The organism is Bacillus sp. B2-WWTP-C-10-Post-4 (assembly GCF_009183805.1).
GTDB lineage: Bacteria > Bacillota > Bacilli > Bacillales > Bacillaceae_G > Bacillus_A > Bacillus_A cereus.
Window position 1 is genome coordinate 1 of sequence record NZ_WEII01000036.1, and the last position, 24,154, is coordinate 24,154.

Below are 24,154 nucleotides of genomic sequence, written 5' to 3' on the forward strand. Positions count from 1 at the left end.
ACATAACCCGCTGTTTTTTTGTAACTTTAATTACCTTTAATAGATTCAGTGTTAATTTAATTGCGGGATAATATTAAAAGGGAAGGTATATATGAAAACTTTACTAAAACGATTTTTGTTAATAGCCTTTTTCATTACACCGATTGTTTTATTAATCAATTACTCTTTTATTTCAAAAGCAAAAGACAAACCCGATTTGCAAAACAAATCTAGTAAAACCGCTTCAAAAAGCGAAAAGAAAATAGAAGACCAAGAAATCACACTCACCTTCTCTGGTGATACAATGTTTGATTGGCAATTACGTCCTATAATCGAAAAGAATGGGGCTGATTACCCATTCCAACATGTAAAAGAAGAAATAAAAAAAGCTGATATTTCTTTTGTGAATTTAGAATCGGCATTTACAACGAAAGAAAAGAAAGCACCTGGGCAATTGTTTTGGATTAAAAGTGACCCATCTACACTACAAGCTATTAAAAACACTGGATATGACATCGTAAATATTGGGAATAACCACACACTTGATTATGGGCAAGATGGATTATTGGATACGATTTCTCACGTAGAAAAATTAAAGTTCCCTTACATTGGAGCCGGAAAAAATGCAAAAGATGCATATACTGCACGAGAAATGACCGTAAAAGGGAAAAAGTTTAAATTTCTTTCCTTCGTTCGATTTATGCCTGATTCTAATTGGGTAGCTGGTGAGAATAAACCTGGCGTTGCGAATGGCTATGATTTAAATCTTGTAACAAAAATAATTAAAGAACAAAAACAAGATGCAGACTATTTAATCGTCTATATGCATTGGGGCGTTGAAAAATCAAACCGTCCGGTAGAATACCAAAAGCAATATGTACCTAAAATGGTTGAAGCAGGAGCTAACGCGATTGTCGGAAGCCATCCACATTGGTTACAAGGGTTTGAGTATTATAATAAAGTTCCTATCGCTTACTCATTAGGTAACTTTTTATTCCCAAGTTATGTGAATGGAAAAAGCGCCGAAACTGGCGTATTAACTTTAACTTTTAAAGGAAAGGATGTCCAAATGTCATTCAATCCTTATATCATTCGCAACAACCAAGTTTCCCCTGTAAATGAGGAAGAAAAGAAAAAAGCTCTTCAATATTTACAAACAATTTCAACTGATGTAGAAATTGATGATACAGGGAAAATAAAAAATAAACGAAACTAGACAGCTCAAGATCTATTTCTCTGTAATTTACTTTACAGAATAGGTGATAAACATGCTGAAAAACTTATTAGAAAATGTAAGTTTGTTAGAAAATATTTATAAAATGTCTATAGCCGTTCTACTTTTATGTTCAGTTTTTTCTGTTAGATTTCTAAAAAAAATAAAACGCGAACGAAAACTTACTACCTTTGAAATTACTATGTATGTAATTATTCGCATTGCGATATTTTTTTGGTTAACTAGTTTTATTCTTCTTGAATTTAATGAGTATCTAGTTTAACTATAAAAAAGATAGAACAAGCACTATATTTCCTCGCTTGTATCTATCTTTTTTATTTAGATGCTTATTCTTCCCTTCTATTAAATAAGCAAATCAAACAAAACAGGGTTTTTATTAAGCTCCATAAATTGAATATTATTTTCTTTAAAGCGAGTAATTAATTGCTCATAATCTTCTTTATGTTTTAATTCTACTCCGACTAATGCTGGACCATTTTCCTTATTATGTTTCTTAATATACTCAAAACGAGTAATATCATCTTCTGGCCCTAATCCTTTATCAAGAAATTCTCTTAACGCGCCTGAACGCTGTGGGAATTCAATGATGAAATAATGCTTTAACCCTTCATAAATGAGAGATCGTTCTTTCATTTCTTGCATTCTATCAATGTCATTATTTCCACCACTTAATGTGCATACAACTGTTTTATCTTTAATTTCATCCCTGTATAAATCAAGTGCTGCAATAGAGAGTGCACCAGCCGGTTCAGCTACAATCGCATTTTTCTTATACAGTTCTAAAATCGTCGTACAAACTTTCCCCTCTGGTACTAAAACGATGTCATCAATTACATCTTTACAAGTTTCAAAAGTTAACTTTCCTACCTTTTTAACCGCTGCCCCATCAACAAAACTATCTATTTTCTCTAATGCGACATTATCATTTTGAAGAAAAGCCTCTTTCATAGATGCAGCTCCCATCGGTTCTACACCAATAACCTTTGTAGTAGGACTAACACCTTTTACATATGTACCAACACCTGATGCTAATCCACCACCGCCGATTGCCGCAAAGATATAATCAACCGGTTTCTCCATATCATGCATAATTTCAACTGCCACTGTCCCTTGACCAGCAACTACATACGGATCATCAAACGGATGAACAAATGTCATTCTATTTTCTTCACAATAACACTGTGCTTCTTGGAAAGAGCTATCGAATGTATCACCAACTAATACAATCTCTGCGAAATCACCACCGAAAAATTGTACTTGTGATACTTTTTGTTTCGGTGTTGTTGTGGGCATAAATATTTTCGACGGAATCTTCAATAAATTACATGTATAAGCAACTCCTTGCGCATGATTACCAGCACTTGCACAAACAACACCGTTTTGTAACTTTTCTTTCGGTAAACTTTGAATCAAATTGTATGCACCACGAATTTTGAAAGAGCGAATTAATTGTAAATCTTCTCGTTTTACATAAACGTCACAATCATATTTCTCAGATAAAACTGTATCACGTTGTAACGGTGTTTTAATAACGATATCTTTCATGCAATTATGAGCCATTAAGATATCTTCAATTTTCACTCTCTCCTTTACCTTTTGCACCATTATATATCATCCTTATCTTTTTTAAATTGGCTCAATCAAAATGTGGGATTTTCAGAACAGCCCCTGTATTCGCCGATGTTACCATTTGTGCATAACGTCCAAGCCAGCCAGTTTTCACTTTCGGTTCTGGTCGTTTCCATTCTTTTTTACGCTTATCTAATTCCTCATCACTCACTCTTACTTCTAGCAAGCGTTCTTCAACATCAATACATACAATATCCCCTTGTTCAAGAAGTGCGATCGTTCCACCAGCTGCTGCTTCTGGTGAAATATGTCCTACTGAAATTCCACGTGAAGCTCCAGAGAAACGTCCATCCGTTAATAATGCAACCTCAGCACCTAATCCCATTCCAGCAATTGCTGATGTTGGTGCTAACATTTCTGGCATACCAGGGCCACCTCTTGGTCCTTCATAACGAATGACAACTACATCTCCTTTTTTCACTTTCCCAAGCATAATGCCAGCAAGTGCCTCATCTTGTGAATTAAAAATAACGCAAGGTCCTTCAAAACGCTTTACCTCTGTTGCACCGCTTTTAATAACCGCTCCATCTTTCGCAAGGTTGCCTTTTAATATACGCAATCCTCCTTCCTCACTATGAGGGTTTTCAAGAGAGTGAATAACTTCCTTATCTTTAATCTCTGCCTCAGCAATATTTTCTCTTAATGTTTGCCCCGTAGCAGTTATTCGATCAAGATGAAGTACTCCTTCTTTCCGGCTCATCTCTTTCAAAATTGCACTAATCCCGCCCGCACGATCAATATCTTCCATATGCCAATTGGAAGCAGGGCTTACTTTACATAAATGTGGTACACGTCTTGAAACGGCATCAATACGGTTCATATCGTAATCTAATCCAGCCTCTTGCGCGAGCGCCAATGTATGCAACACTGTATTTGTTGAACCGCCCATCGCCATATCAAGCGCAAACGCATCATCAATTGCTTCTTCCGTTACAATGTCTCTTGGTTTAATATCTCTTTCAATTAAAATTTTCAATTTCTCTGCTGCTTGTTTAATTAACTCTTCACGTCTTGGATCAATTGCTAAAATACTCCCGTTACCAGGAAGAGCTAAACCTAACACTTCACATAAACAATTCATAGAGTTCGCGGTAAACATACCCGAACAAGAGCCACAAGATGGACAGCCATGATCTTCAATATCTTTTAATTCTTCTTCTGAAATTTTCCCAGATTGATAAGCTCCTACTCCTTCAAAAACGGAACTCAGATCAACAACTTCTCCTTTAGATGTTTTTCCTGCTGCCATTGGGCCGCCTGAAACAAACACAGTCGGAATATTAATACGTAGTGCAGCCATCATCATACCTGGTGTAATTTTGTCACAGTTTGGAATACAAATCATGCCGTCAAACCAGTGTGCATTTACAACCGTTTCTACTGAATCTGCAATTATTTCACGACTCGGAAGAGAATAACGCATACCGATATGTCCCATCGCAATACCATCGTCAACTCCAATTGTATTGAATTCAAATGGTACCATACCCGCCGCACGAACTGCCTCTTTTACAAGTTTCCCAAACTCGTTCAAGTGTTTATGCCCTGGAATAATTTCAATAAAAGAATTACAAATCGCTATGAAAGGTTTATCAAAATCTTCATCTTTCAAACCAGTTGCTTTTAATAAACTACGGTGCGGCGCTTTATCAAAACCTTTTTTAATCATGTCACTTCTCATCTTGTCAAATCCCCTCTTACATATTTTTCATTTATACTCTCTCACTCTATTTCTTTACTAATTCTTTCAGTGCATGAATCCAACTCATCATTTCACGAAGCTCTGCCCCCACTTTTTCTAATTGATGATTTTGTTCTGCTTTTTTCATTGCGTTATACGTCGGACGCCCTGCTTGATTTTCTAAAATCCATTTCTTCGCAAATTCACCTTGCTGAATTTCTGTCAGAACACGCTTCATTTCCTTCTTCGTTTCATCTGTAACAATTCTCGATCCTGTTACATAATCTCCAAATTCTGCCGTATCTGAAATAGAATGGCGCATATTCGTTAATCCACCTTCGTACATTAAGTCAACAATTAGCTTTAATTCATGCAAACATTCAAAGTATGCAATTTCAGGACGATATCCACCTTCCGTTAACGTTTCGAACCCGGCCTTCACAAGTGCAGTTACCCCGCCGCAAAGTACAGCTTGCTCACCGAATAAATCCGTTTCGGTTTCTTCTTGGAATGTCGTTTCAATTACACCCGCACGTGTACAACCTACACCTTTTGCATACGCTAATGCTACATGTAGCGCTGTTCCCGTCGCATCTTGATGCACTGCGACTAATGCCGGAACACCATTTCCTTCTTGATATACACGGCGAACGAGATGACCTGGACTTTTTGGCGCAACCATTGCTACATCTACGTAACTTGGCGGATTAATTTGGCCGAAGTGAATGTTAAATCCATGTGAGAAAAGTAACATTTGTCCTTCACGGAGATTCTCTTCTACTTCTGATTTATATACATGTGCTTGCTGTTCATCTGGCAATAACATTTGTACAACTTGTGCGGTTCGAACCGCTTCTGAAACAGACATTACTTCAAATCCATCTGCTTTTGCTACTTCATACGATTTACCAGGTCTAACACCAACTACAACTTCCACACCTGAATCACGTAAATTTTGTGCCTGCGCATGCCCTTGAGATCCATAACCAATTACCGCAACTGTTTTCCCTTGTAATAACTCTACATTTGCATCTTTCTCATAATACGTTTTCATACTCCATACACCCCTTATAATTTATTTACTTGCAGTACATCAATTAATTTTTTCAACTGACTAACAAGTAATGTCGCTTCATTTTCAGTACAAACTGCTGTGAGTTTCATTTCAGAAACGCCACTCGTATCTCTTTCGTTTAAATGTAAAGAAGAAATATAATAGCCACGCCGAGCAAAAATTCCACTTATACGTAATAAGACACTTGGCTCGTTATGAATAACGAGTGAAAAAGTATGACTCATTCTTCCCACCTCTTCATAATCATTTCGTTATTCCCTTTGTTTGGCGGAACCATCGGAAATACGTTTTCACCTTCTTCTACACAAAAATCAACTACGACAGGACCTTCGTGAGCAAATGCTTCTAACACCACTTGTTTCGCCTCTGTTGAATTTGTCGCCCTTAATCCCTTCACTCCATAAGCTTCTGCCACTTTCACAAAATCTGGTGAGCCAATTTTTGACTCTGATAAACGATTTTCATAAAACATTTCTTGCCATTGCCTTACCATCCCTAAAAATCTGTTATTTATAATAAATACTTTTACAGGGATGTTATTTTCAGCAATTGTTTGTAGTTCTTGAATGTTCATTTGAAAAGAAGCATCACCTGCAATACAAACGACGAGTTCTTCTTCTTTTGCAAGCTGAGCACCAATTGCCGCTGGGAACCCAAACCCCATTGTTCCTAATCCTCCAGAGGTAAGGAACGTCCGAGGTTTTCTTGCTTTATAGAAGTGAGCAGCCCACATTTGATGCTGTCCTACTTCTGTTGTGACAATCGCTTCACCATTCGTTAATTCACTTACTAAGTTGATCACATGCTGTGGTTTTAACTCAGATTCTTTTTGCTTATAAGAAAGTGGATATTCTTCTTTCCATGCCTTTACTTTCTGAAGCCATTCATCTGTTTGTGTATAAATAGACATATGTAACAACATGTGTAACGCTTTTTTCACATCACCAACAATCGGATGCTCTACAGTTACATTTTTATGAAACTCAGAAGGATCAATATCAATATGTACTTTTTTCGAGTGCGGAGAAAAAAGTTCTAATTTTCCTGTTACACGATCATCGAAGCGAACACCTAATGCAAGTAGTAAATCACATTCTGTTACCGCCATATTAGCAGCGTATGTCCCATGCATACCAAGCATCCCTAGAAACAATGGATCTCCCGGTGGATATGCACCAAGTCCCATTAAAGTTGAAACGACTGGAATACGGTTCTCCCTTGCGAATTCGAAGAGTTCATCGGATCCACCTGAATGAATGACACCTCCTCCAATATAAAGAAGTGGACGCTTTGATTTTGAAATTGCTTTAGCCACCTCTCTAAGTTTCATGCTGTCTGGTACAAGTTCTGGTTTGTACCCCGGAATATCAACTTCTTCATTAAAGAAACTGGTGACTTTTGCATTTTGAACATCTTTTGGAATATCGATTAATACTGGTCCCGGTCGTCCGCTTTTGGCGATGTAAAAAGCTTCTTGCACAATTCGTGATACATGATTTACATCACGAACTTGGTAATTATGCTTCGTAACAGGTACTGTAATTCCGACAACATCCGCTTCTTGAAATCCTTCTTTACCAATTAAAGGCGTTGCAACTTGGCCGGTAATGACAACTAAAGGAATCGAATCCATATAAGCGTCTGCTAAGCCCGTAACTAAATTTGTCGCCCCTGGGCCAGAGGTAGCAAAGACTACCCCGACCTTCCCAGAAGCTCTCGCATATCCTTCAGCCGCATGAATGGCAGCTTGTTCATGACGAGTTAAAACATGTTTCAAACCACTTTCGTATAACGCATCGTATACTGGTAAAATCGCTCCGCCTGGATAGCCGAAAACGGTCGTTACACCCAATTTCTTCAAACCTTGAATCACGTGCCCAGCGCCTGTCATTTCTTCACACTGTAACTTCTCATACGCTGTATACTGCTGCTTCATTTCAATTAACTCCTCTCCTTATTTATGCTAAGCTTTCCGTCAGCCCGGGAACACGTACTCCTCTTTCTCTCGTTAATTTTTTAAATTCTTCGGTCAATTGTTTCGTTACACTTCCTGGTTTCCCATCTCCAATTTCTCTCGAATCAACTTTTACAACTGGAATTAACTCCGCTGCTGTTCCTGTTAAAAATACTTCATCCGCTACATATACGTCATGGCGAGTGAATGGTCTTTCCTCACACGGAATACTCAGTCGTTCACATAGCTCGATAACACTATTTCTCGTAATACCTTCTAATGCCCCTAAATAGGATGGCGGGGTTAATACTTTTCCATCTTTCACAACGAAAACATTATCGCCAGAACCTTCACAAACATATCCTTGTTGATTTAACATAAGAGCCTCTAACACTCCTGCTTGTGCCGCCTCAATTTTTACAAGTACGTTATTTAAATAATTCATTGACTTAATACGTGGATCTAACGCGTCTGGCGTATTACGTCTTGATGCAACAGATACAACGCTTAGCCCATTATCATAAAATTCTTGTGGGAATAACTTTAATTGTTCTGCAATGATAATTACGCTCGGCTTCACACAACTTCTCGGATCGAGTCCTAAGTCACCTTTTCCTCTTGAGACAATTAAGCGAATATAAGCATCAGCGTATTCATTTTTTTGGAGTGTATGTAAAACTGCTTCTTCCATTTCTTCTACCGTCATTGGAATTGTTAGTAAAATAGATTTCGCTGATTCATACAATCGTTTCACATGTTCTTTTAAACAAAATACATTTCCTCCGTAACTACGAATCCCTTCAAATACACCGTCTCCGTATAAAAAACCGTGATCATACACTGAAACAACTGCCTTTTCTTTTTCTACAAATTCCCCATTCATGTAAATGTACTGGTTTCCCATCTCACATCGCTCCTCTTTTTTCTCTATTTTTGCAATCTATTTCTACATCGATTGCTGAGATGAGTAATTTTAACAGAATATTCAGTATATAAACCTTAAAAATATACTCGTCTCAACAATCGATTACTTACATACTTGTAGCAATCCATTGCTGAGACGAGGGAATCGTGGTACCACTCAGCTTCCTTATACTTCTCACGAAATATAATCTCTGCAAGTCCAATTAGACTTTTGTTTTTCTATCGGGAACAACCCCGCTACTTTTTACTAGTTTTCAAAAGTAGTGCTCCAAGGTGATTTTCAATGAGTGAATTGTTACCACCCTCACAGCCTCGGGGCAGCTCTCTGAAACAATCTTTATCATTTACTCTCCTCTTCTACGCATTCTCTTCTTCTATTTTTAAAAATAAAAACTCTCGCCTCAGCAATCAACTACTACAATTTAGTAGCTTTGATTGCTGAGGCGAGAGTTTCGCGTTACCACTCAGCTTCCTTATACTTCTCACGAAATATAAGCTTTGTAGGTCCAATCAGACCTCCGTCCTTTTACCGGAGACGATGCCGCCGCCCTCTACTCAGTTTCCCTTTCGCAAGCGATGCTCCGAGGTGATCTTCAATGATTCGATTGTTACTACCCTCACAGCCTTGGAGTAGCTCTCTGAAACGATCATAATCATCTACTTTCCTCTTCTTTGCATATACAACATATAAAGTTAGAAAATTCTTAATTAACTTTTATTTGTTACACGTATTATAGGACGTTGTTCTTTTCGTTGTCAACATGTTTTCTCAAAAAAATCAAAATTCATTCTATTTATTTTTTCTCAAATCAAAATTGGAATGCATTACTTACATACACTCATATATTACTTAAGTATGTTTGCATTACTACATAAAGAAAAACTTATAAAGTTTATGAGGAGATGAGGAAACTATGTTAAAAGGGAAAGTAGCGTTAGTTACAGGAGCAAGCCGAGGAATTGGACGAGCGATCGCTAAACGTTTAGCAAATGACGGTGCATTGGTTGCTGTTCATTACGGTAATCGAAAAGATGACGCTGAAGAAACTGTTCATGAAATTCGATCAGATGGTGGCCAAGCTTTTTCTATCGGCGCAAATTTAGAATCCTTACACGGTGTAGAAAACCTTTATAACGCTTTAGATACTGAATTACAAAAGCGCACTGGTGAAACACAATTTGATATTTTAATAAACAATGCTGGCATTGGTCCTGGTGCTTTTATTGAAGAAACGACTGAACAATTTTTTGATAGAATGTTTTCAGTAAATGCAAAAGCACCATTCTTTATCATTCAACAAGCACTGCCACGTTTACGTGACAATAGCCGAATTATTAATATTTCATCCGCTGCCACCCGCATTTCTTTACCTGATTTTGTTGCATATAGTATGACGAAAGGCGCTATTAATACAATGACTTTTACGCTAGCAAAACAGCTTGGAGCACGAGGAATAACGGTGAATGCAATACTTCCAGGATTTATTAAAACAGATATGAATGCAGAACTCTTGAGCGACCCGATGATGAAGCAGTACGCTACTACTATTTCCGCTTTCAATCGCTTAGGTGAAGTAGAAGACATTGCCGATACTGCTGCATTCCTTGCTTCTCCAGACAGCCGCTGGGTAACTGGACAATTAATTGATGTGAGCGGAGGATCTTGTTTATAAAAAACATATATTTTCAAATCTTTTTTATTGCGCAATAAAACAATTTATATAATACTATATAAAACATATACATTTAGGAGGATTACAGCAATGTCCGAAAAAACATACGAACTCGCAACCTTCGCAGGCGGTTGCTTTTGGTGCATGGTAAAACCATTTGATGAACTTCCTGGTATTCATAAAGTACTTTCTGGCTATGCAGGAGGTCATGTAGAAAATCCAACATATGAACAAGTAAAAGCTGGAACATCTGGACATTTAGAAGTTGTTCAAATTACATTCGATCCTTCTATTTTTCCTTATCAGAAATTACTAGACTTATATTGGCCACAAATCGATCCAACTGACGATGGCGGACAATTTTTTGACCGTGGTCCATCTTATCGTACCGCTATTTTTTACCATAACGAAACACAAAAAGGGCTTGCTGAAAAATCAAAACAAGCTCTTACAGAAAGCGGTATGTTTAAAGATCCAATCGTGACTGAAATTCGTCCTGCTGCACCTTTTTACGCAGCAGAGGAATACCACCAACATTTCTATAAAAAGAATCCAGAGAAATATGCTACTGAGCAAAAGGAATCTGGTCGTGAAGACTTTATTAAAGAAAATTGGCAAAAAAAATAATAAAAACGCATCGTGTTTTTTTAATACGATGCGTTTTTATTTTTGATAAAAGTACCATACAATGATGAGAACAACCGCTGTTAATGCCCAAAGCGCTACTTCATTTTTCACTCTACTCTTTTTCTTAGTCATTTCATCTCCTCCTAATAGCAATACAACGTATTCAAGATTTCCTCTGTTTCATTGTCCACCTTATATACATAAATACATCCTTACCAATCCTTATAACAAGACCACCAATGATTCCGATTGCAATTGAAATTACTAACATTTGTCCAAAGCTAAAAGAATTTGTGTACGTTATGTAAAGAACGATACATATAAGTAAAACATCCGGTAAAGAAAGTAAAAACCTTTTAAGCATTCCTTTATCTCCTCTATACTTTATTTATATCTTCTACTGTAATTTTGAAATATAGTTTGTTCAAAAATTCCATTTAGACCCTCATTTTATGAAAAATAATAAGAAACCCTTTTCAAAAGAGATTCTTATTCAGTAGATTTAAGTTTAATTATTTTCTACATATCCTATTCCATAATTACTCCTAAAATAGAATAATATTACTAATCATTTATTGTAAATTGACTATTTGCCAGGCAACCGAATGTCGCGCCAGCTACCTACATCGCATTGGCCAAATTCATTATTACCTACCGCGACTACCGTGCCATCCAATTTAAGGCCAACAGTATGACAACGCCCCGCCGCTATCATATCTTTGGGCCATCGCTTCACTTTTTCTTTCGATAAAAGGTAATCCATGTTTTACCTCCTTGCATATAAGCAACTGTATCATAATAGATATTTTTATCAAATTTCATTATAAATCTACATTTACAAAGAAAGCTTATTTTACTTCTTTAAAAAATAAAAACCTCCAGTTTAAATACTAGAGGTTTTCTCTTTATTTCTTCAAGCGGTCAATAAAATCGTTCAATTTATCTAGCGATTTCATATTCTGATTGCAAGCTACACCATCTTTGCAAATATAGTTTCCCTTTTTAACGAAAGTTCCTGGTACATCGCCTTTAATTTCAACTAAAAACATTCCTACTTCTTCATGCCCATGACATAATGAACAAATGCTTTTTTTATTTAAACTTTGGAACGTTCCTTGCAGACCAACAAATTTATTTTTATCATTTTTCGCTATAATAAATTTCCTGCTTGATCCCTTATCAATCCAGCTTAAATAAGATATTTCTTTCATATCCATTTCTTCCATATCAGGAAGTTTTAACTTTTTCGCCTTAGGAAATAACTTTTTTAATGTTTGTGCTGTAACTTCTTGAAACGGAATTACATACGGATTTATTTTCATTAAAAATGATTCTGCATCTTCTCTATTTTGAACTGTTAATACCGTATCAATTAACTCTTTCTGTTCATCCGTTAAATTCTCAAATACATGTATTATCTTTTCAATCGCAAGCGATTTTAACGCTTGAATTACACCTCTATCATTTGCCGTTGCATGCCCGTTTGCTAAAATATAAGCTTGTGATTTTATAAAATTATATTGATCACTTCTAATAAACGCTTCCATCTTTATCACTCCATACAAATTGTTGATCTAGTTTTATTGTATACAATGATTACGTTTTTTGATATGTAAAAGATAACTTAGAAACAAACATTACATATATCACTTATTCTCTACCGCTGCATTTCCTGACAAAAGAAGCCATCATCTGTTTTCCATTCCGCATATAATACGTCTTCAAATTTAGTAATTCCTTTTTGCTTTATTTGTTTATAAAGCCACCCTTCATCAAATCCCGCTTCCCTCAAATTATCCTTAACTACTTTTCCATCACTAATTAATGAAATTGGTAAGTATACAGGCTTATGTTTTAAACTTAAATCATTTACAGTAGGAGATTCGTATTTACTTTTTTTCAAAACGCTTATGTTTCCGTTAGGTTCCAATATCATATATTCAACTTCTCGGATTGAAAATATATCTTTTTGTTGCCTAAGCATTTGTTGTAATTGGTTTATATCCAAATGATTTACGCTTAATTGTTCACGATCAATCTTTCCATTACGAATAATAATTGAAGGATATCCTTCAAAAAACCTTCTTGTCCCTCTTACTTTTTGTGTTATCACTTCAATAGTATAAATTAAAATTACCCAAACAAATACTGAATATAAAATAGACCATACTTTAATTTTAGGATCATATATTGAATTTCCAACGAGCTCACCTAGGACGATTGCAGAAATAAAATCAAAGGGCGTTAGCTGAGATATTTGTGTTTTCCCTAATATTTTTGTAGCAATTAATAGAACAAAAAAACCAATTAAAAGCTCTATCGTTATTTGTCCAATATGATTCATATATGTTCACCTTTCTACTCTTCAAATGTTCTGTATAGCATTTAATAAAAAACGGCACATTTTTTCTATTATCATGCCCGTTCACACTTCATATATCCAATACATATAAAACAAAAAGAGTCTGATTCAAAGTAATATATGAATCAGACTCTTTTCCTCTTATTTAGAATACACAATCTTTTTAATCGTTTCCCCAGAAAGAAAATATTCTTCTGCAAGTTGATGAATAGCAATCCCACTTTTAAACGCTTTTTTAATTGCTTTATTTCTTTCATCTAGTTGTTTTCTTCCGCCAGATCGTGTACCCCATTTATAATGTTTCGTTTCTTGTTTCGGAATATAAATTGTTTCACCTTGTATATACTTTTGAATTTCAGTAATTAAACTCTCTGGTAAAACAGCATTAGCTTTTACGTATTTCATTTCTGCTCGCCCCTTATTTTTTATGATTCATTTCAATAAGGTGCAAAGCCAAATATAAAAAATGATACGAGCTCATATAGGCGATTGTATATTACTTGTCTACCTCACGCAAAGTATCGCCATTTCCATACTTGGCTTTGCATGAGACGTTGCAGTGTCTGGCAATTGAATTATAATCGCCATATAAACACCTCCTAATATACCTTTTGCATTTTATTATATGATAAATTCCTTCTCCTTGCATCCACACCCTTCTTAAAGCACGAAATTACTTAGTTTGATATAATACTTTTTAATTGAATCAAAAATCATTGTGAGGTTACGTTATGAAGAAAAAAATTATCATTACGATCGTTACACTATTCTTTATTATCACGGCATTATTCGGAACATACAAATTGATGAACGCAAGAAGCTTTCAATTATTTGGAAATTTAACACAACGCGTAGAAACAAATGAAAAAGTGATCGCTTTAACTTTTGATGATGGCCCTACTAACAATGTAAAACAAATATTACCGCTACTAGATAAATACAACGCTAAAGCTACTTTCTTTTTAATTGGAAATGAATTAGAGAAAAATCTATCGTTAGGAGAAGCTATCGCGCAATCTGGGCACCAACTTGGAAACCATACATATTCTCATAATAGAATGGTTTTCAAAACACCTTCTTTTATTAAAGATGAAATAGAAAAAACGAATTCATTAATCCGCCAAACAGGATTTACAGACGCAATTGATTTTAGGCCCCCTAACGGAAAAAAATTAATTGGACTACCCTATTATTTAAATAAAAATAATATCGAAACGATTATATGGGATCTTGAGCCCGATACTTTTTATAAATCTGCGGCTGATAAAATTAAATACGTTAATAAAAATGTAAAACCAGGTTCTATCATTTTATTGCATTCTATGTATGATGAGTCTAATGAAAATTTACAAACGATTGAAGGTATTTTAGATTCTTTATCTAAGAAGGGATATCAGTTCGTAACGGTAAACGAACTGCAAAAAAGAGCAAAATAAAAAGGTAGCGTATCTTTGTATGATACGCTACCTTTCTATTTATATAATGCCAAGTACATTTAAGAATACGATAATAATCGCAATTGGTGCGATAAAGCGAAGTAAGAATAACCATAACACAAATAGTTTGTATCCTTTATTTTTACTTACACCTAGCTCTTTCATTAATACATCTTTCTTCATTTTTAAAGGAACAAAGATAGAAACTAATAATACACCAAGTGGCATTAATACGTTACTTACTGCATAGTCCGCTAAATCAAAGACTGTCTTCCCGAAAATCTTCAGATCACTTAATATACCGAATGATAATGCTGATGGTACCCCAACAACGAAGATTAATAACCCTACGATTAAGGCCATTTTTTCACGTTTCCCTTTACCTTTTGATGTTAACGATGCAACACTAATTTCTAACATCGAAATTGCTGATGTAATAGTAGCAAAGAAGAATAGTAATAAGAAAACGATGAAGAATAATTTTCCGAATGCCATTTTACTGAAAATAGCTGGCAGTACGATAAATAATAGCCCAGGTCCTTGAGATGGTTCCATTCCAAATGCGAACACTACTGGGAAAATTGCAAGTCCTGCAAGTAATGTAATAACAAGAGTTAAGGCTACGATAGAAAATGCTGAACGTGGTAAGCTTTCTTCTTTCGGTAAGTATGAGCTATACGTTACCATAACGGCTACCCCGACAGATAATGAGAAGAACGATTGCCCCATTGCGTATAATATAACTTCTGATGTTACATGTGAGAAGTCAGGTTGTAAGAAGAAACGAACTCCTTCTCCAGCACCATCTAACGTAAGTGCACGAACGATTAAAACAAAGAATAAAACGAATAATGCTGGCATGAAATATTTATTTACTTTTTCAACACCATTTTGTACACCTTTACTTACGATGAAAATAGTAATTAGGATGAATAATAGCTGTGACCCAACTGCTAAATATGGATTGGAAATGATTTCACCAAACGTAGCTTCGTATGCCCCATTTCCTTCCCATAGTCTACCTGTAATTGCATTCCATAAGTATAATAAAATCCAGCCTCCTACAACACTGTAGAAAGAAAGTAGTATGAAACAAGTTACAATTCCTAATTTCCCTAACCATGGCCATAATGTTTTTGGTGCGATTTCTCTATATGCATCAACGGCCTCTTTTTGTGTACTTCTTCCGATAACGAATTCAGCTAATAATAGTGGTAAACCAATTAATAATGTGAAACCGATGAAAATAAGGAAGAACGCGCCGCCCCCTCCAATTCCGGCCATGTACGGGAACTTCCAAATCGCCCCTAGACCAATCGCTGAACCTGCTGCAGCTAATACGAAACCTAATTTCGATGTCCATTGCTGTGAATTCATTTGTTAATCTCCTCTCTGTCTCTTTTTCTTTGTTACAATTCGGTATTTATATTGTTCTATCAATACTCTTTTCTAATACGTTCACTTCCTCCCTAATAATAAAAAAACGCCCCTACGTAAATACGTAGGGACGACAAAAATATCGCGGTACCACCCTAGTTGTGAAGAACACTAAGAAACCACCTAAATAAAAACGCCCCTACGTAAATACGTAGGGACGATAAAATATCGCGGTACCACCCTAGTTATGAAGCCACACCAAAGTTAGGACCTAAATAAAAAACGTCCCTACGTAAATACGTAGGGACGATAAATATCGCGGTACCACCCTAGTTGTGAAAAAATCTTCACCACTTTATTTGATAACGGTATAAACTACCGTCTTTCATTTCCTCAAAATATGAGATTTATGAAAGATGCTCCAGGACGAACTTCATGAATAATCTATATACTGATTCACACCAACCATCAGCTCTCTGAAATAGGGAGATATTCACTACTATACCCTTTCATTGCCCAAATATTATTTTCCGAATTGATTACTATCATTTTTATCACACATTAAAAATAGTGTCAACTTATATTTCGAATTTTTATGTATTACAATCTATTTAAAAATTCGAAATATAAGTTTTAGTTTAGAAAACAAGTAGCTTAGTACATAGCGAATTCTAACAGGCAATAGAAAAAGAATTACGTATTATTGATACTTATTCAATAATACAAATCATCTAGAAACATAACCTGTCTCTCTGTATTCATTTTTTAAGAGTTTGATGGATACCAAGAAAATTTCGCATCACTATCCAGTGGTCTATTTTTCGTTTCTTCTTTAATTACACGAAACCATTCATTTAGAATTTGAGTTTTGGGCAATTGAGCAGCAAGGCTATCTTCCCAAATTATATGTGAGAACCAGGCTTTCGTTTCCCATTCAAACTGCAATTGTGCGAACGAAATTATAGGGTGATCAGCTCCACGAAATTGCTCATTTACTGCATTGGAAACTTCTGGAGCTTGCGGTAACAACTCGTTCTGAATTCTATTTCTTATCGTCTCATTTTCTAGCTGATCCCAGAAATACAATTGCCCATTTATTTGATAAAAAATATCAAATGAAGCCTCACCTTTCTTCAAATTCAATAACACGAAGGCACGTTCCACATCATTGTCAGCCGCCTTTACAGCATTAACAATTATATTTTGTGCCATTGATACCCAGTAACTAGTCGCTTCCTCTACCGGTGATTCAACATACAATTCTTCACTTAATTCATGAAGAGTAGCTTCTTGCTCATTTACTTTTTCAACTTTTTTAAAAAACCTATTAAAAAAACCCATAACTTCCCCCTTATTACTATTTTCTATTTCACAAAACAAAAAATAGATTTTTCTTGCTCATCCACATTTACTCCTGGCGCGTATGTATGGACTTGTTGCAACACTTCTTCTATTAGCAACTCTAACTCCTGCACACTTTTTTCTGGATTCCCTATTAATGTGTCCGCCATACGTTCATATAATTTTTCAGGTTTAATAGTCATTCGTTCCACATTATTAGGCATCCATTTAAACGCTGGATGATGTACGTACATTTTATTCAAACCAAATAAAACACCGAATACGTTCCTTTGTACTTCGCAAATAACGTCATAAAGCATAAGCCAATCTTTCCGTTTTAAAAGCGCCTTTCGATTGTGCCAACGATTACTTAACCATAGATTTTCTGAAATCATCCGTTTTACTAGTTCATCTGGATATGCCGCTACTTTTTCTTTTAATTCATTCACTTTCCCTTCTCCATACAAACTAACACCATCATGAATGGATGATACAATACATTGTTTTTCATAATTTATATCATATTGATCCACCACATCCGAAATTACTTTCTCTACTGTCTCTGTTAAAAAGTTACTAATCTCTAATTTAATTCCCTCTTTCGTTAAATACGTTTCCGACCATTCTTCTTCCTCATACGGATGATACGATAATATTTTCCCATCAATATGATAAATAGGGGCCCTACGATCCTCATCTTCCGGCGGTGTTGACCATAAAATATGTAATTCTATATCTGAATGTTCATCTTCAAGCTTTCTAGCTACTGAACCCGCTAAAATAATGGCTTCTACTTTCGGATTTTTCCTATAAATCTCTGACATCTCTATCGCTTTCTCTTTTAATCCCATTTCATTTCCCCCTAAAATTGCAGTAATCCCCTATATTTCATTTATCTATTTCAATATTACAGCTTGCATTACCTTGTCAAATTCCTACTTAATCATATTTCTATCCAATAGCGCTGAATAACTTCATCAGTACGAGAAGAAACTACTTCATTTTCTAACACACCGCCAACCTTTTGAATCGTTTTAGCAGAACCGATATTGGATTTATCGCAAGTTATTAATACTTTCTGCAATCCTAACTTTTGCGCTTCAGCTAATGCAAGTTGTAGTTGTTTCGTAGCGTAACCGTGGCGACGTTTATTTGGATGGACACTATATCCAATATGACCGCTTTCCCGTAATAATTCTGGATTTAATCTATGTCTAATATTCACAAAACCTATAAGTTCTCCTTTTTCAAAACTTAAAAACTGACTAGATGGCACTCGATTAGCTAGTAAATTTTCTCCTAGTGCTTGTTTACTCACTTTTTCAAACCATTCATCAAGAGAATCAAAGTTTTGTAAAGAACTACTTCCATGTGGTTGTTCCCCTGAGTGTAAAAACGCTTGTCTATACGCCGTAATATGCTCACTATATTCATGTATTGGTTTTAATAGTTTCATTGTTCTTCTCCCCCTCTTCATTCCATAAAACAAACACCTTAATAGCAGCTATTCACTATTAAGGTGTTTCTATCCTTTTTATTCAAATAACCCCATGCTCAAATAACGTTCACCTGTATCAGGCGCAATACATAAAACTTTTTTACCAACGCCTAGACGTTTCGCTATCATGATTGCAGCGTAAACAGATGCTCCAGAAGACGGCCCAACTAATAATCCCTCTTGTCTAGCTAAGTTTCTCATTGTCGTTAAAGCCTCTTCGTCTGCAATTTGAATAATTTCGTTATACACTTCTGTATTTAAGTTTTTCGGGATAAACCCTGGGCTTGTTCCTACTAGTTTATGAGGACCTGGTACACCACCTGATAAAACGGGAGATCCTTTCGGTTCCACTACTGCAATATATAAGTTTGGTAATTTCTCTTTTAACGTTTCACCAGTCCCTGTAATCGTTCCGCCTGTTCCTGCCGTTGCAACAAAAGCGTCCAGCTCTCCATCCATTTGTTCGTAAATTTCAAGCGCAGTCGTATAACGGTGAATATTCGGATTAGCTGGATTTTCAAATTGTTGCGGGATAAAACTATTCGGTATTTGTTTTTGCAGTTCTAACGCCTTCGCAATTGCTCCTGGCATTCTTTGTTCTGCTGGTGTTAAAACTACTTCTGCTCCGTATGCTTTCAATAAATTAATACGCTCTTTTGACATATTATCTGGCATAATTAAAATCGCTTTATACCCTTTAGCTGCTGCATTCATCGCTAAACCAATCCCTGTATTCCCGCTTGTCGGTTCAATAATTGTATCTCCTGGTTTGATGAGACCATTTTCTTCTGCAACGTGAAGTAAATTATAAGCAGCACGGTCTTTCACACTGCGCGATGGATTAAACATTTCTAGTTTCACATACACATCTGCTGCGTCTTCCGGAATAAATTTAGATAATCGGACGACAGGTGTATCTCCTATTAATTCCGTAACGTTTTCACACAATTTCATAGCGCATCCCCTATTCTATCGTTTTCTTATCACTTGGCAGTAACCATGAAGTGAGTCCAATTAATGGTAGACAACTACATAATAGCATAATAAATTGCAGGCTATATATATCTGCTAATTTCCCAAGAACTACTGCACCTAATGCTCCAAGTCCAAACGCAAGACCTACGATTAATCCTGACACCATTCCCACTTTTCCAGGTACAAGCTCTTGTGCATATACAACAATTACACTAAAACTACTTGAACTAATAAAACCAATACATAAAAATAACGGTACGACCCACACAAGTGAGACATGTGGTAATAACAGTGCAAGTGGCGCTGAACCTAACATTGAAAATACGATGATATTTTTCTTACCAAATCGATCTGCTAACGGTCCTCCGAAGAAAGTTCCTAACACACCAGCAATCATAAATGCGAATACGAAATACTGGGCATTTTTTATAGATAAACCGTAATGCTCTATTAAGTAAAATTGATAGAAATTCCCGATACCAGCACCGTACCAAGAGCGTACAAAAGTAAGAAAAACAAGAAGTATAATAACGAATTTAATGTGTGTGCTTACAATTGCATTTTCCGCCTCAAGTGCAGCCCTCTTCTTCCTTCTTACAGCACCGGTTGCTAATTCATTTTTGTACCAATTCGATACGAAAATTAATAATACAATTCCTACTGCTGCAAATGCTGTAAAACCTAATGAACCAATTTGACCGAGTGGAACGAAAATTAGCGCTGTAAAAATAGGAGCTAAAGAATTCCCCGTGTTTCCCCCAACTTGATAAATTGCTTGCGCTAACCCTCGTTTTGCACCTGCCGCCATATACGCAACACGAGCGCCTTCTGGATGAAAGACCGCGGAACCTACACCAATAAATAAAACAGAAATAATAACAATAATAAAGTTTGGTGCAAACGCGAGTCCAATCATTCCAAGCATACTTGAAAACATGCCGAGTGGTAATAAAAATGGTGACGGCTTCTTATCTGAATACATACCAAACACCGGTTGCATAATCGATGACGTCATATTTAATGCAAACGCAATCCACCCTACTTGCATATAGGATAAATTCATCGTTTTTTCCAAAATAGGAAACAACGCCGGCACAACTGCTTGCATCGAATCATTTAAAAAATGCCCAAAGCTAATCGCAAATAAAATTCGATATATTGTCGGTGTTTCTACAGTTTTTTTGTGTGAAACTGCCTGCATATGTGAATCTCCCCTTTCTGTACAAAATATATATTTATTACAGTAGGTGTAATAAATTCTGACTTTTGAAACATTTCTATTCTATACTGCTTTCATTTCTTTTTCCAGAAATATAACTTAACTCCCGTCATTGGCTTGCATCCTTGTAACTTTCAGCGGTAAAACAGTACAAAAAAAAAGACAACCCAATCACATACTGGGTTGCCTCTTACATTAAATTGCAAAATGCTTATACTTCTCGTAATCACTCGTCTTACATTCTATTTCTAATTTGGTACCCTCGTTTTCGTAACTCGTAGATAAAACGTGTGCATGATTATTGAAATACGAAACTACCTGTCCTTGATCATATGGAATTAACATTTCACACTTCGTATATTCTTTATAGATGTGTGAGCGAATCATTTCTACAAGTTCTTCAATTCCAACATGTTTCTTCGCTGATAAATACACGCGGTCTTCTTGTACTTTCGGAATTTCAACATCCACCATATCTGATTTATTATAAGCATAGATCGTTGGAATATTTTCTACTCCAATTTTCTTTAACGTTTCATTTGTAATATCAATTAATTGTTCATAATTTGGATTTGCGTAATCTACAACGTGAATAAGTAGGTCTGCTTCCGCTACTTCTTCTAACGTTGAACGGAACGCCTTCACAAGATGATGTGGTAATTTACTTACAAATCCAACTGTATCTGTTAATAAAAATGATTTATTATCTGGCAAATCAATATTTCGTACAGATGTTTCTAACGTCGCGAATAACATATCTTTTTCAAATACTTGTTTTTCTTCTGTACCATTATAAATTTCAAGCATTGCATTCATCGTCGTGGACTTTCCTGCATTCGTATAACCTACTAATGCTACAACAGGTATTTCATTTTTCTTACGCTGCTTTCGCTGCGTTTGACGCTGGGCAACGAGCGCTTCTAAATCTTTATTTAAAACTGAAATTTGTTCTTCAATTTTACGACGGTCTAACTCTAACTTCTTCTCACCGACACCTTTATTTTTCGTACCAACGCCGCCGCTCTGTCTTCCTAACGATTCACGAAGACCGATTAAACGAGGCATCATATACTGAAGATGGGCTACTTCTACTTGTAGCTGTGCTTCTTTCGTTTTCGCACGTTGCGCAAAAATATCTAAAATTAAAATGGTACGATCAATTACCTTACAATCTAAATCCTCTTCTAAATTTCGAATTTGTGAAGGAGATAATTCATCATTAAAGATGACCATATTCGCATCTATTTCTTGTACATACGCTGCTACTTCTTCAATCTTTCCTTTTCCGATATAATGCGATGGATTTACTCGTTGTAAATTTTGCGTTACTTGCCCAATTACCTCTACATCACAGGCTTCCGCAAGATTTGTTAACTCTTCCATCGAATATGCAAAATCATCTTCATTACCTACATTTACTCCAACTAAAACTGCTCTTTGTAATACTTCTTCCATATATTTATTCCTCCATTTCGATTACGTAAAATAAAAAACACAGGTCGCTGCCTGTGTTTTCGTAAACGGATAAGGGTTCACCAAAGAAATAGAAGAAAGCTATGCTTTCATCCTATTTTATAGTCAAAAAGTCCCAAGATCATATACGTATCCACAATAAGCGTTCACCTATACAATCCCATTCTATTTATAAAGGCAAAACAAAAAGAGGGCGTATTCGTCCCTCCCTCTTTTTCACATATAAGCTTAATAAAGGGTTCCTTTAAAATAGGCAGACCAATCCCGTTCACTCTGTACACAGACAGAGCCTTTGAGCGCTATTCAATTATTGGCACAAAGTATTGAGACGTAATCTGATTAAGATCAAAGGAAGCCCCTCCGTTCATTTTAAGTTACATAAAGTGTAGCATAAGTAATTCGCTTTCACAAGGTTTAACAACCTATATCACACTAAAGAAAATCGTTATTTTTTTACTTTAATCGTCATTTTTTGCGAGTTTTTCTCACAATAAAAATAACAAAAGCAATTATCAATTTTAGAAACTTCTCGTATATTATTTTTACAGCACTCGCCAAATTCCTTGTAAGTTAAGTATTATCGTTTTAATACAACAAAAATCTATATTGAAATTTCTATAGTCTGATATTAGTATCAGGTTATAAAAATAAAAATTAGGAGATGTTCCTATGCATTCTAAATCTCGTATTACTGCAATTGGTACTTATGTTCCAGATCAAATATTGTCTAATAACGATTTAGAAAAGATGGTCCATACGAATGATGAATGGATTGTACAAAGAACAGGAATGAAGGAAAGAAGAATCGCTAGCGAAGAAGAATATTCCTCAAACTTAGCCATTAAAGCAATAAAAAATTTATGTACAACATATAAGAAAAACTTAGAAGATGTCGACTGTATCATTGTCGCTACTACTACTACTACTGCTGATTACGTTTTCCCTAGTGTTGCTTGCCAAATACAACAATACTTCAACATACCTCATACACTAGCTTTTGATTTAAATGCAACTTGTGCTGGTTTTACATATGGACTACACGTCGATAATAGCTTAATCACTTCTGGATCACATGAAAAAGTACTTGTCGTAGCGACAGAGACATTATCTAAAGTTACTGATTATACCGATAGAACGACCTGTATTTTATTCGGTGATGGTGCTGGAGCTATTTTATTAGAAAGAGATGAAGACACCCCAAGCTTTATCGCTGCTCACATGGGAACAAACGGTGATGGCGGCATTCATCTATATAGAACAAACTTATCTACTACTATGAATGGCACACCACTGCAAACAAATGAAAAAATCGTTCAAAATGGAAGAGAAGTATATAAATGGGCAACACGAACAGTGCCAAAAGGCATAAAAAATTTATTACATAACGCAAATATGCAAGGGGATGATATAGACTGGTTCATACCCCACAGCGCTAACTTACGAATGATTGAATCTATTTGCGAAAAATCTCAATTTCCAATACAAAAAACATTAACGAGCGTGGAATATATGGGGAATACCTCTTCAGTCACCATTCCACTCGCTCTAGATTTAGCTATAAAAGAAGGAAAGTTAAATAATGGAGACACACTTTTACTATACGGATTCGGTGGTGGTCTTACACATTTAGGGCTTATTGTAGAGTGGAATTTAATTTAAGTGTATAAAAGAGGCTCTAGTCAGTAACTAGAACCTCT

At 35.8% G+C, this 24,154-nt stretch carries 23 protein-coding genes, 1 pseudogene and 2 other annotated features; of the genes and pseudogenes, 6 read left to right on the forward strand and 18 right to left on the reverse strand.

Features of this window, described 5'->3' with window-relative positions; genetic code table 11:
* Positions 1–91: 91 nt before the first annotated feature.
* A complete protein-coding gene (locus tag GBN78_RS15615) occupies positions 92–1,195 on the forward strand; it encodes a CapA family protein (protein ID WP_000854533.1) in 1,104 nt (367 codons plus the stop codon).
* A gap of 52 nt (positions 1,196–1,247) precedes the next feature.
* A complete protein-coding gene (locus GBN78_RS15620; RefSeq protein WP_152127500.1) occupies positions 1,248–1,475 on the forward strand; it encodes a hypothetical protein in 228 nt (75 codons plus the stop codon).
* A gap of 80 nt (positions 1,476–1,555) precedes the next feature.
* Here GBN78_RS15620 and ilvA read toward each other — a convergent pair whose 3' ends face one another.
* Genes ilvA through ilvE form a run of 6 tightly spaced genes read right to left on the reverse strand, consistent with a single transcriptional unit; the run spans position 1,556 to position 8,456 of the window.
* Positions 1,556–2,818, reverse strand: coding sequence for a threonine ammonia-lyase IlvA (ilvA, locus tag GBN78_RS15625; protein ID WP_000250321.1), 1,263 nt, complete (start codon positions 2,816–2,818; stop codon positions 1,556–1,558).
* 31 nt (positions 2,819–2,849) lie between these two features.
* A complete protein-coding gene (gene ilvD, locus GBN78_RS15630; protein WP_001255817.1) occupies positions 2,850–4,523 on the reverse strand; it encodes a dihydroxy-acid dehydratase in 1,674 nt (557 codons plus the stop codon).
* A gap of 46 nt (positions 4,524–4,569) precedes the next feature.
* Positions 4,570–5,577: a ketol-acid reductoisomerase gene (gene ilvC / locus GBN78_RS15635; protein ID WP_152127501.1), complete on the reverse strand. Its 1,008-nt coding sequence runs from the start codon at positions 5,575–5,577 to the stop codon at positions 4,570–4,572.
* A 14-nt stretch (positions 5,578–5,591) separates the two neighbouring features.
* Positions 5,592–5,822, reverse strand: a complete 231-nt coding sequence (locus GBN78_RS15640; RefSeq protein WP_000019916.1) for an ACT domain-containing protein — start codon at positions 5,820–5,822, stop codon at positions 5,592–5,594.
* On the reverse strand, positions 5,819–7,534 hold the full coding sequence (ilvB, locus tag GBN78_RS15645) for an acetolactate synthase large subunit (RefSeq protein ID WP_152127502.1): 1,716 nt from the start codon (positions 7,532–7,534) through the stop codon (positions 5,819–5,821). The genes GBN78_RS15640 and ilvB overlap by 4 nt, the downstream gene beginning before the upstream one ends.
* 22 nt (positions 7,535–7,556) lie before the next feature.
* Complete coding sequence (gene ilvE / locus GBN78_RS15650; protein WP_000528156.1) at positions 7,557–8,456, reverse strand: branched-chain-amino-acid transaminase; 900 nt, start codon at positions 8,454–8,456, stop codon at positions 7,557–7,559.
* A gap of 149 nt (positions 8,457–8,605) precedes the next feature.
* Positions 8,606–8,845: a binding site (T-box leader), on the reverse strand.
* Positions 8,846–9,390: 545 nt separating this feature from the next.
* Between ilvE and GBN78_RS15655 the strand changes: the two genes are divergently transcribed.
* Together GBN78_RS15655 and msrA are read left to right on the forward strand one after the other, a co-directional pair.
* On the forward strand, positions 9,391–10,149 hold the full coding sequence (locus GBN78_RS15655; RefSeq protein ID WP_000911808.1) for an SDR family oxidoreductase: 759 nt from the start codon (positions 9,391–9,393) through the stop codon (positions 10,147–10,149).
* Positions 10,150–10,239: 90 nt separating this feature from the next.
* Positions 10,240–10,776, forward strand: a complete 537-nt coding sequence (gene msrA, locus GBN78_RS15660) for a peptide-methionine (S)-S-oxide reductase MsrA (protein ID WP_001291887.1) — start codon at positions 10,240–10,242, stop codon at positions 10,774–10,776.
* A 163-nt stretch (positions 10,777–10,939) separates the two neighbouring features.
* Here msrA and GBN78_RS15665 read toward each other — a convergent pair whose 3' ends face one another.
* The 5 genes and pseudogenes from GBN78_RS15665 to GBN78_RS15685 form a co-directional block, all read right to left on the reverse strand.
* Complete coding sequence (locus GBN78_RS15665; protein ID WP_000919320.1) at positions 10,940–11,140, reverse strand: hypothetical protein; 201 nt, start codon at positions 11,138–11,140, stop codon at positions 10,940–10,942.
* Between the two features lie 240 nt (positions 11,141–11,380).
* A pseudogene (locus tag GBN78_RS15670) lies at positions 11,381–11,539 on the reverse strand (RCC1-like domain-containing protein); the annotation flags it as partial.
* Positions 11,540–11,681: 142 nt separating this feature from the next.
* The gene (locus GBN78_RS15675; protein ID WP_000387073.1) at positions 11,682–12,323 is read right to left on the reverse strand and encodes a FusB/FusC family EF-G-binding protein; all 642 of its coding nucleotides are present in this window, start codon (positions 12,321–12,323) and stop codon (positions 11,682–11,684) included.
* A gap of 110 nt (positions 12,324–12,433) precedes the next feature.
* Positions 12,434–13,120, reverse strand: a complete 687-nt coding sequence (locus GBN78_RS15680) for a DUF421 domain-containing protein (RefSeq protein ID WP_001015535.1) — start codon at positions 13,118–13,120, stop codon at positions 12,434–12,436.
* Between the two features lie 159 nt (positions 13,121–13,279).
* Complete coding sequence (locus GBN78_RS15685; RefSeq protein ID WP_000878327.1) at positions 13,280–13,543, reverse strand: CD3324 family protein; 264 nt, start codon at positions 13,541–13,543, stop codon at positions 13,280–13,282.
* A 326-nt stretch (positions 13,544–13,869) separates the two neighbouring features.
* Between GBN78_RS15685 and GBN78_RS15690 the strand changes: the two genes are divergently transcribed.
* Positions 13,870–14,574, forward strand: a complete 705-nt coding sequence (locus GBN78_RS15690) for a polysaccharide deacetylase family protein (protein ID WP_000726865.1) — start codon at positions 13,870–13,872, stop codon at positions 14,572–14,574.
* 39 nt (positions 14,575–14,613) lie between these two features.
* Here GBN78_RS15690 and GBN78_RS15695 read toward each other — a convergent pair whose 3' ends face one another.
* The 7 genes from GBN78_RS15695 to hflX all read right to left on the reverse strand — a co-directional run bounded on the left by GBN78_RS15695 (position 14,614) and on the right by hflX (position 22,439).
* Entirely contained in the window at positions 14,614–15,951 is a 1,338-nt protein-coding gene (locus GBN78_RS15695) for a sodium-dependent transporter (protein WP_001088185.1), read from the reverse strand.
* A 299-nt stretch (positions 15,952–16,250) separates the two neighbouring features.
* Positions 16,251–16,473: a binding site (T-box leader), on the reverse strand.
* 243 nt (positions 16,474–16,716) lie between these two features.
* Positions 16,717–17,292 (reverse strand): hypothetical protein, encoded by a 576-nt coding sequence (locus GBN78_RS15700; protein WP_000505545.1) that lies wholly within the window; start codon positions 17,290–17,292, stop codon positions 16,717–16,719.
* A 23-nt stretch (positions 17,293–17,315) separates the two neighbouring features.
* Positions 17,316–18,143, reverse strand: coding sequence for a DUF4037 domain-containing protein (locus tag GBN78_RS15705; protein WP_000523175.1), 828 nt, complete (start codon positions 18,141–18,143; stop codon positions 17,316–17,318).
* A gap of 92 nt (positions 18,144–18,235) precedes the next feature.
* Positions 18,236–18,748: a GNAT family N-acetyltransferase gene (locus tag GBN78_RS15710; RefSeq protein ID WP_025966205.1), complete on the reverse strand. Its 513-nt coding sequence runs from the start codon at positions 18,746–18,748 to the stop codon at positions 18,236–18,238.
* A 78-nt stretch (positions 18,749–18,826) separates the two neighbouring features.
* The gene (cysK, locus tag GBN78_RS15715) at positions 18,827–19,744 is read right to left on the reverse strand and encodes a cysteine synthase A (RefSeq protein ID WP_000762273.1); all 918 of its coding nucleotides are present in this window, start codon (positions 19,742–19,744) and stop codon (positions 18,827–18,829) included.
* Positions 19,745–19,754: 10 nt separating this feature from the next.
* Complete coding sequence (locus GBN78_RS15720; protein ID WP_152127504.1) at positions 19,755–20,966, reverse strand: MFS transporter; 1,212 nt, start codon at positions 20,964–20,966, stop codon at positions 19,755–19,757.
* Between the two features lie 213 nt (positions 20,967–21,179).
* Positions 21,180–22,439 (reverse strand): GTPase HflX, encoded by a 1,260-nt coding sequence (gene hflX / locus GBN78_RS15725; RefSeq protein ID WP_000393281.1) that lies wholly within the window; start codon positions 22,437–22,439, stop codon positions 21,180–21,182.
* Between the two features lie 687 nt (positions 22,440–23,126).
* Between hflX and GBN78_RS15730 the strand changes: the two genes are divergently transcribed.
* The gene (locus GBN78_RS15730) at positions 23,127–24,116 is read left to right on the forward strand and encodes a ketoacyl-ACP synthase III (protein WP_152127505.1); all 990 of its coding nucleotides are present in this window, start codon (positions 23,127–23,129) and stop codon (positions 24,114–24,116) included.
* Positions 24,117–24,154: the final 38 nt, after the last annotated feature.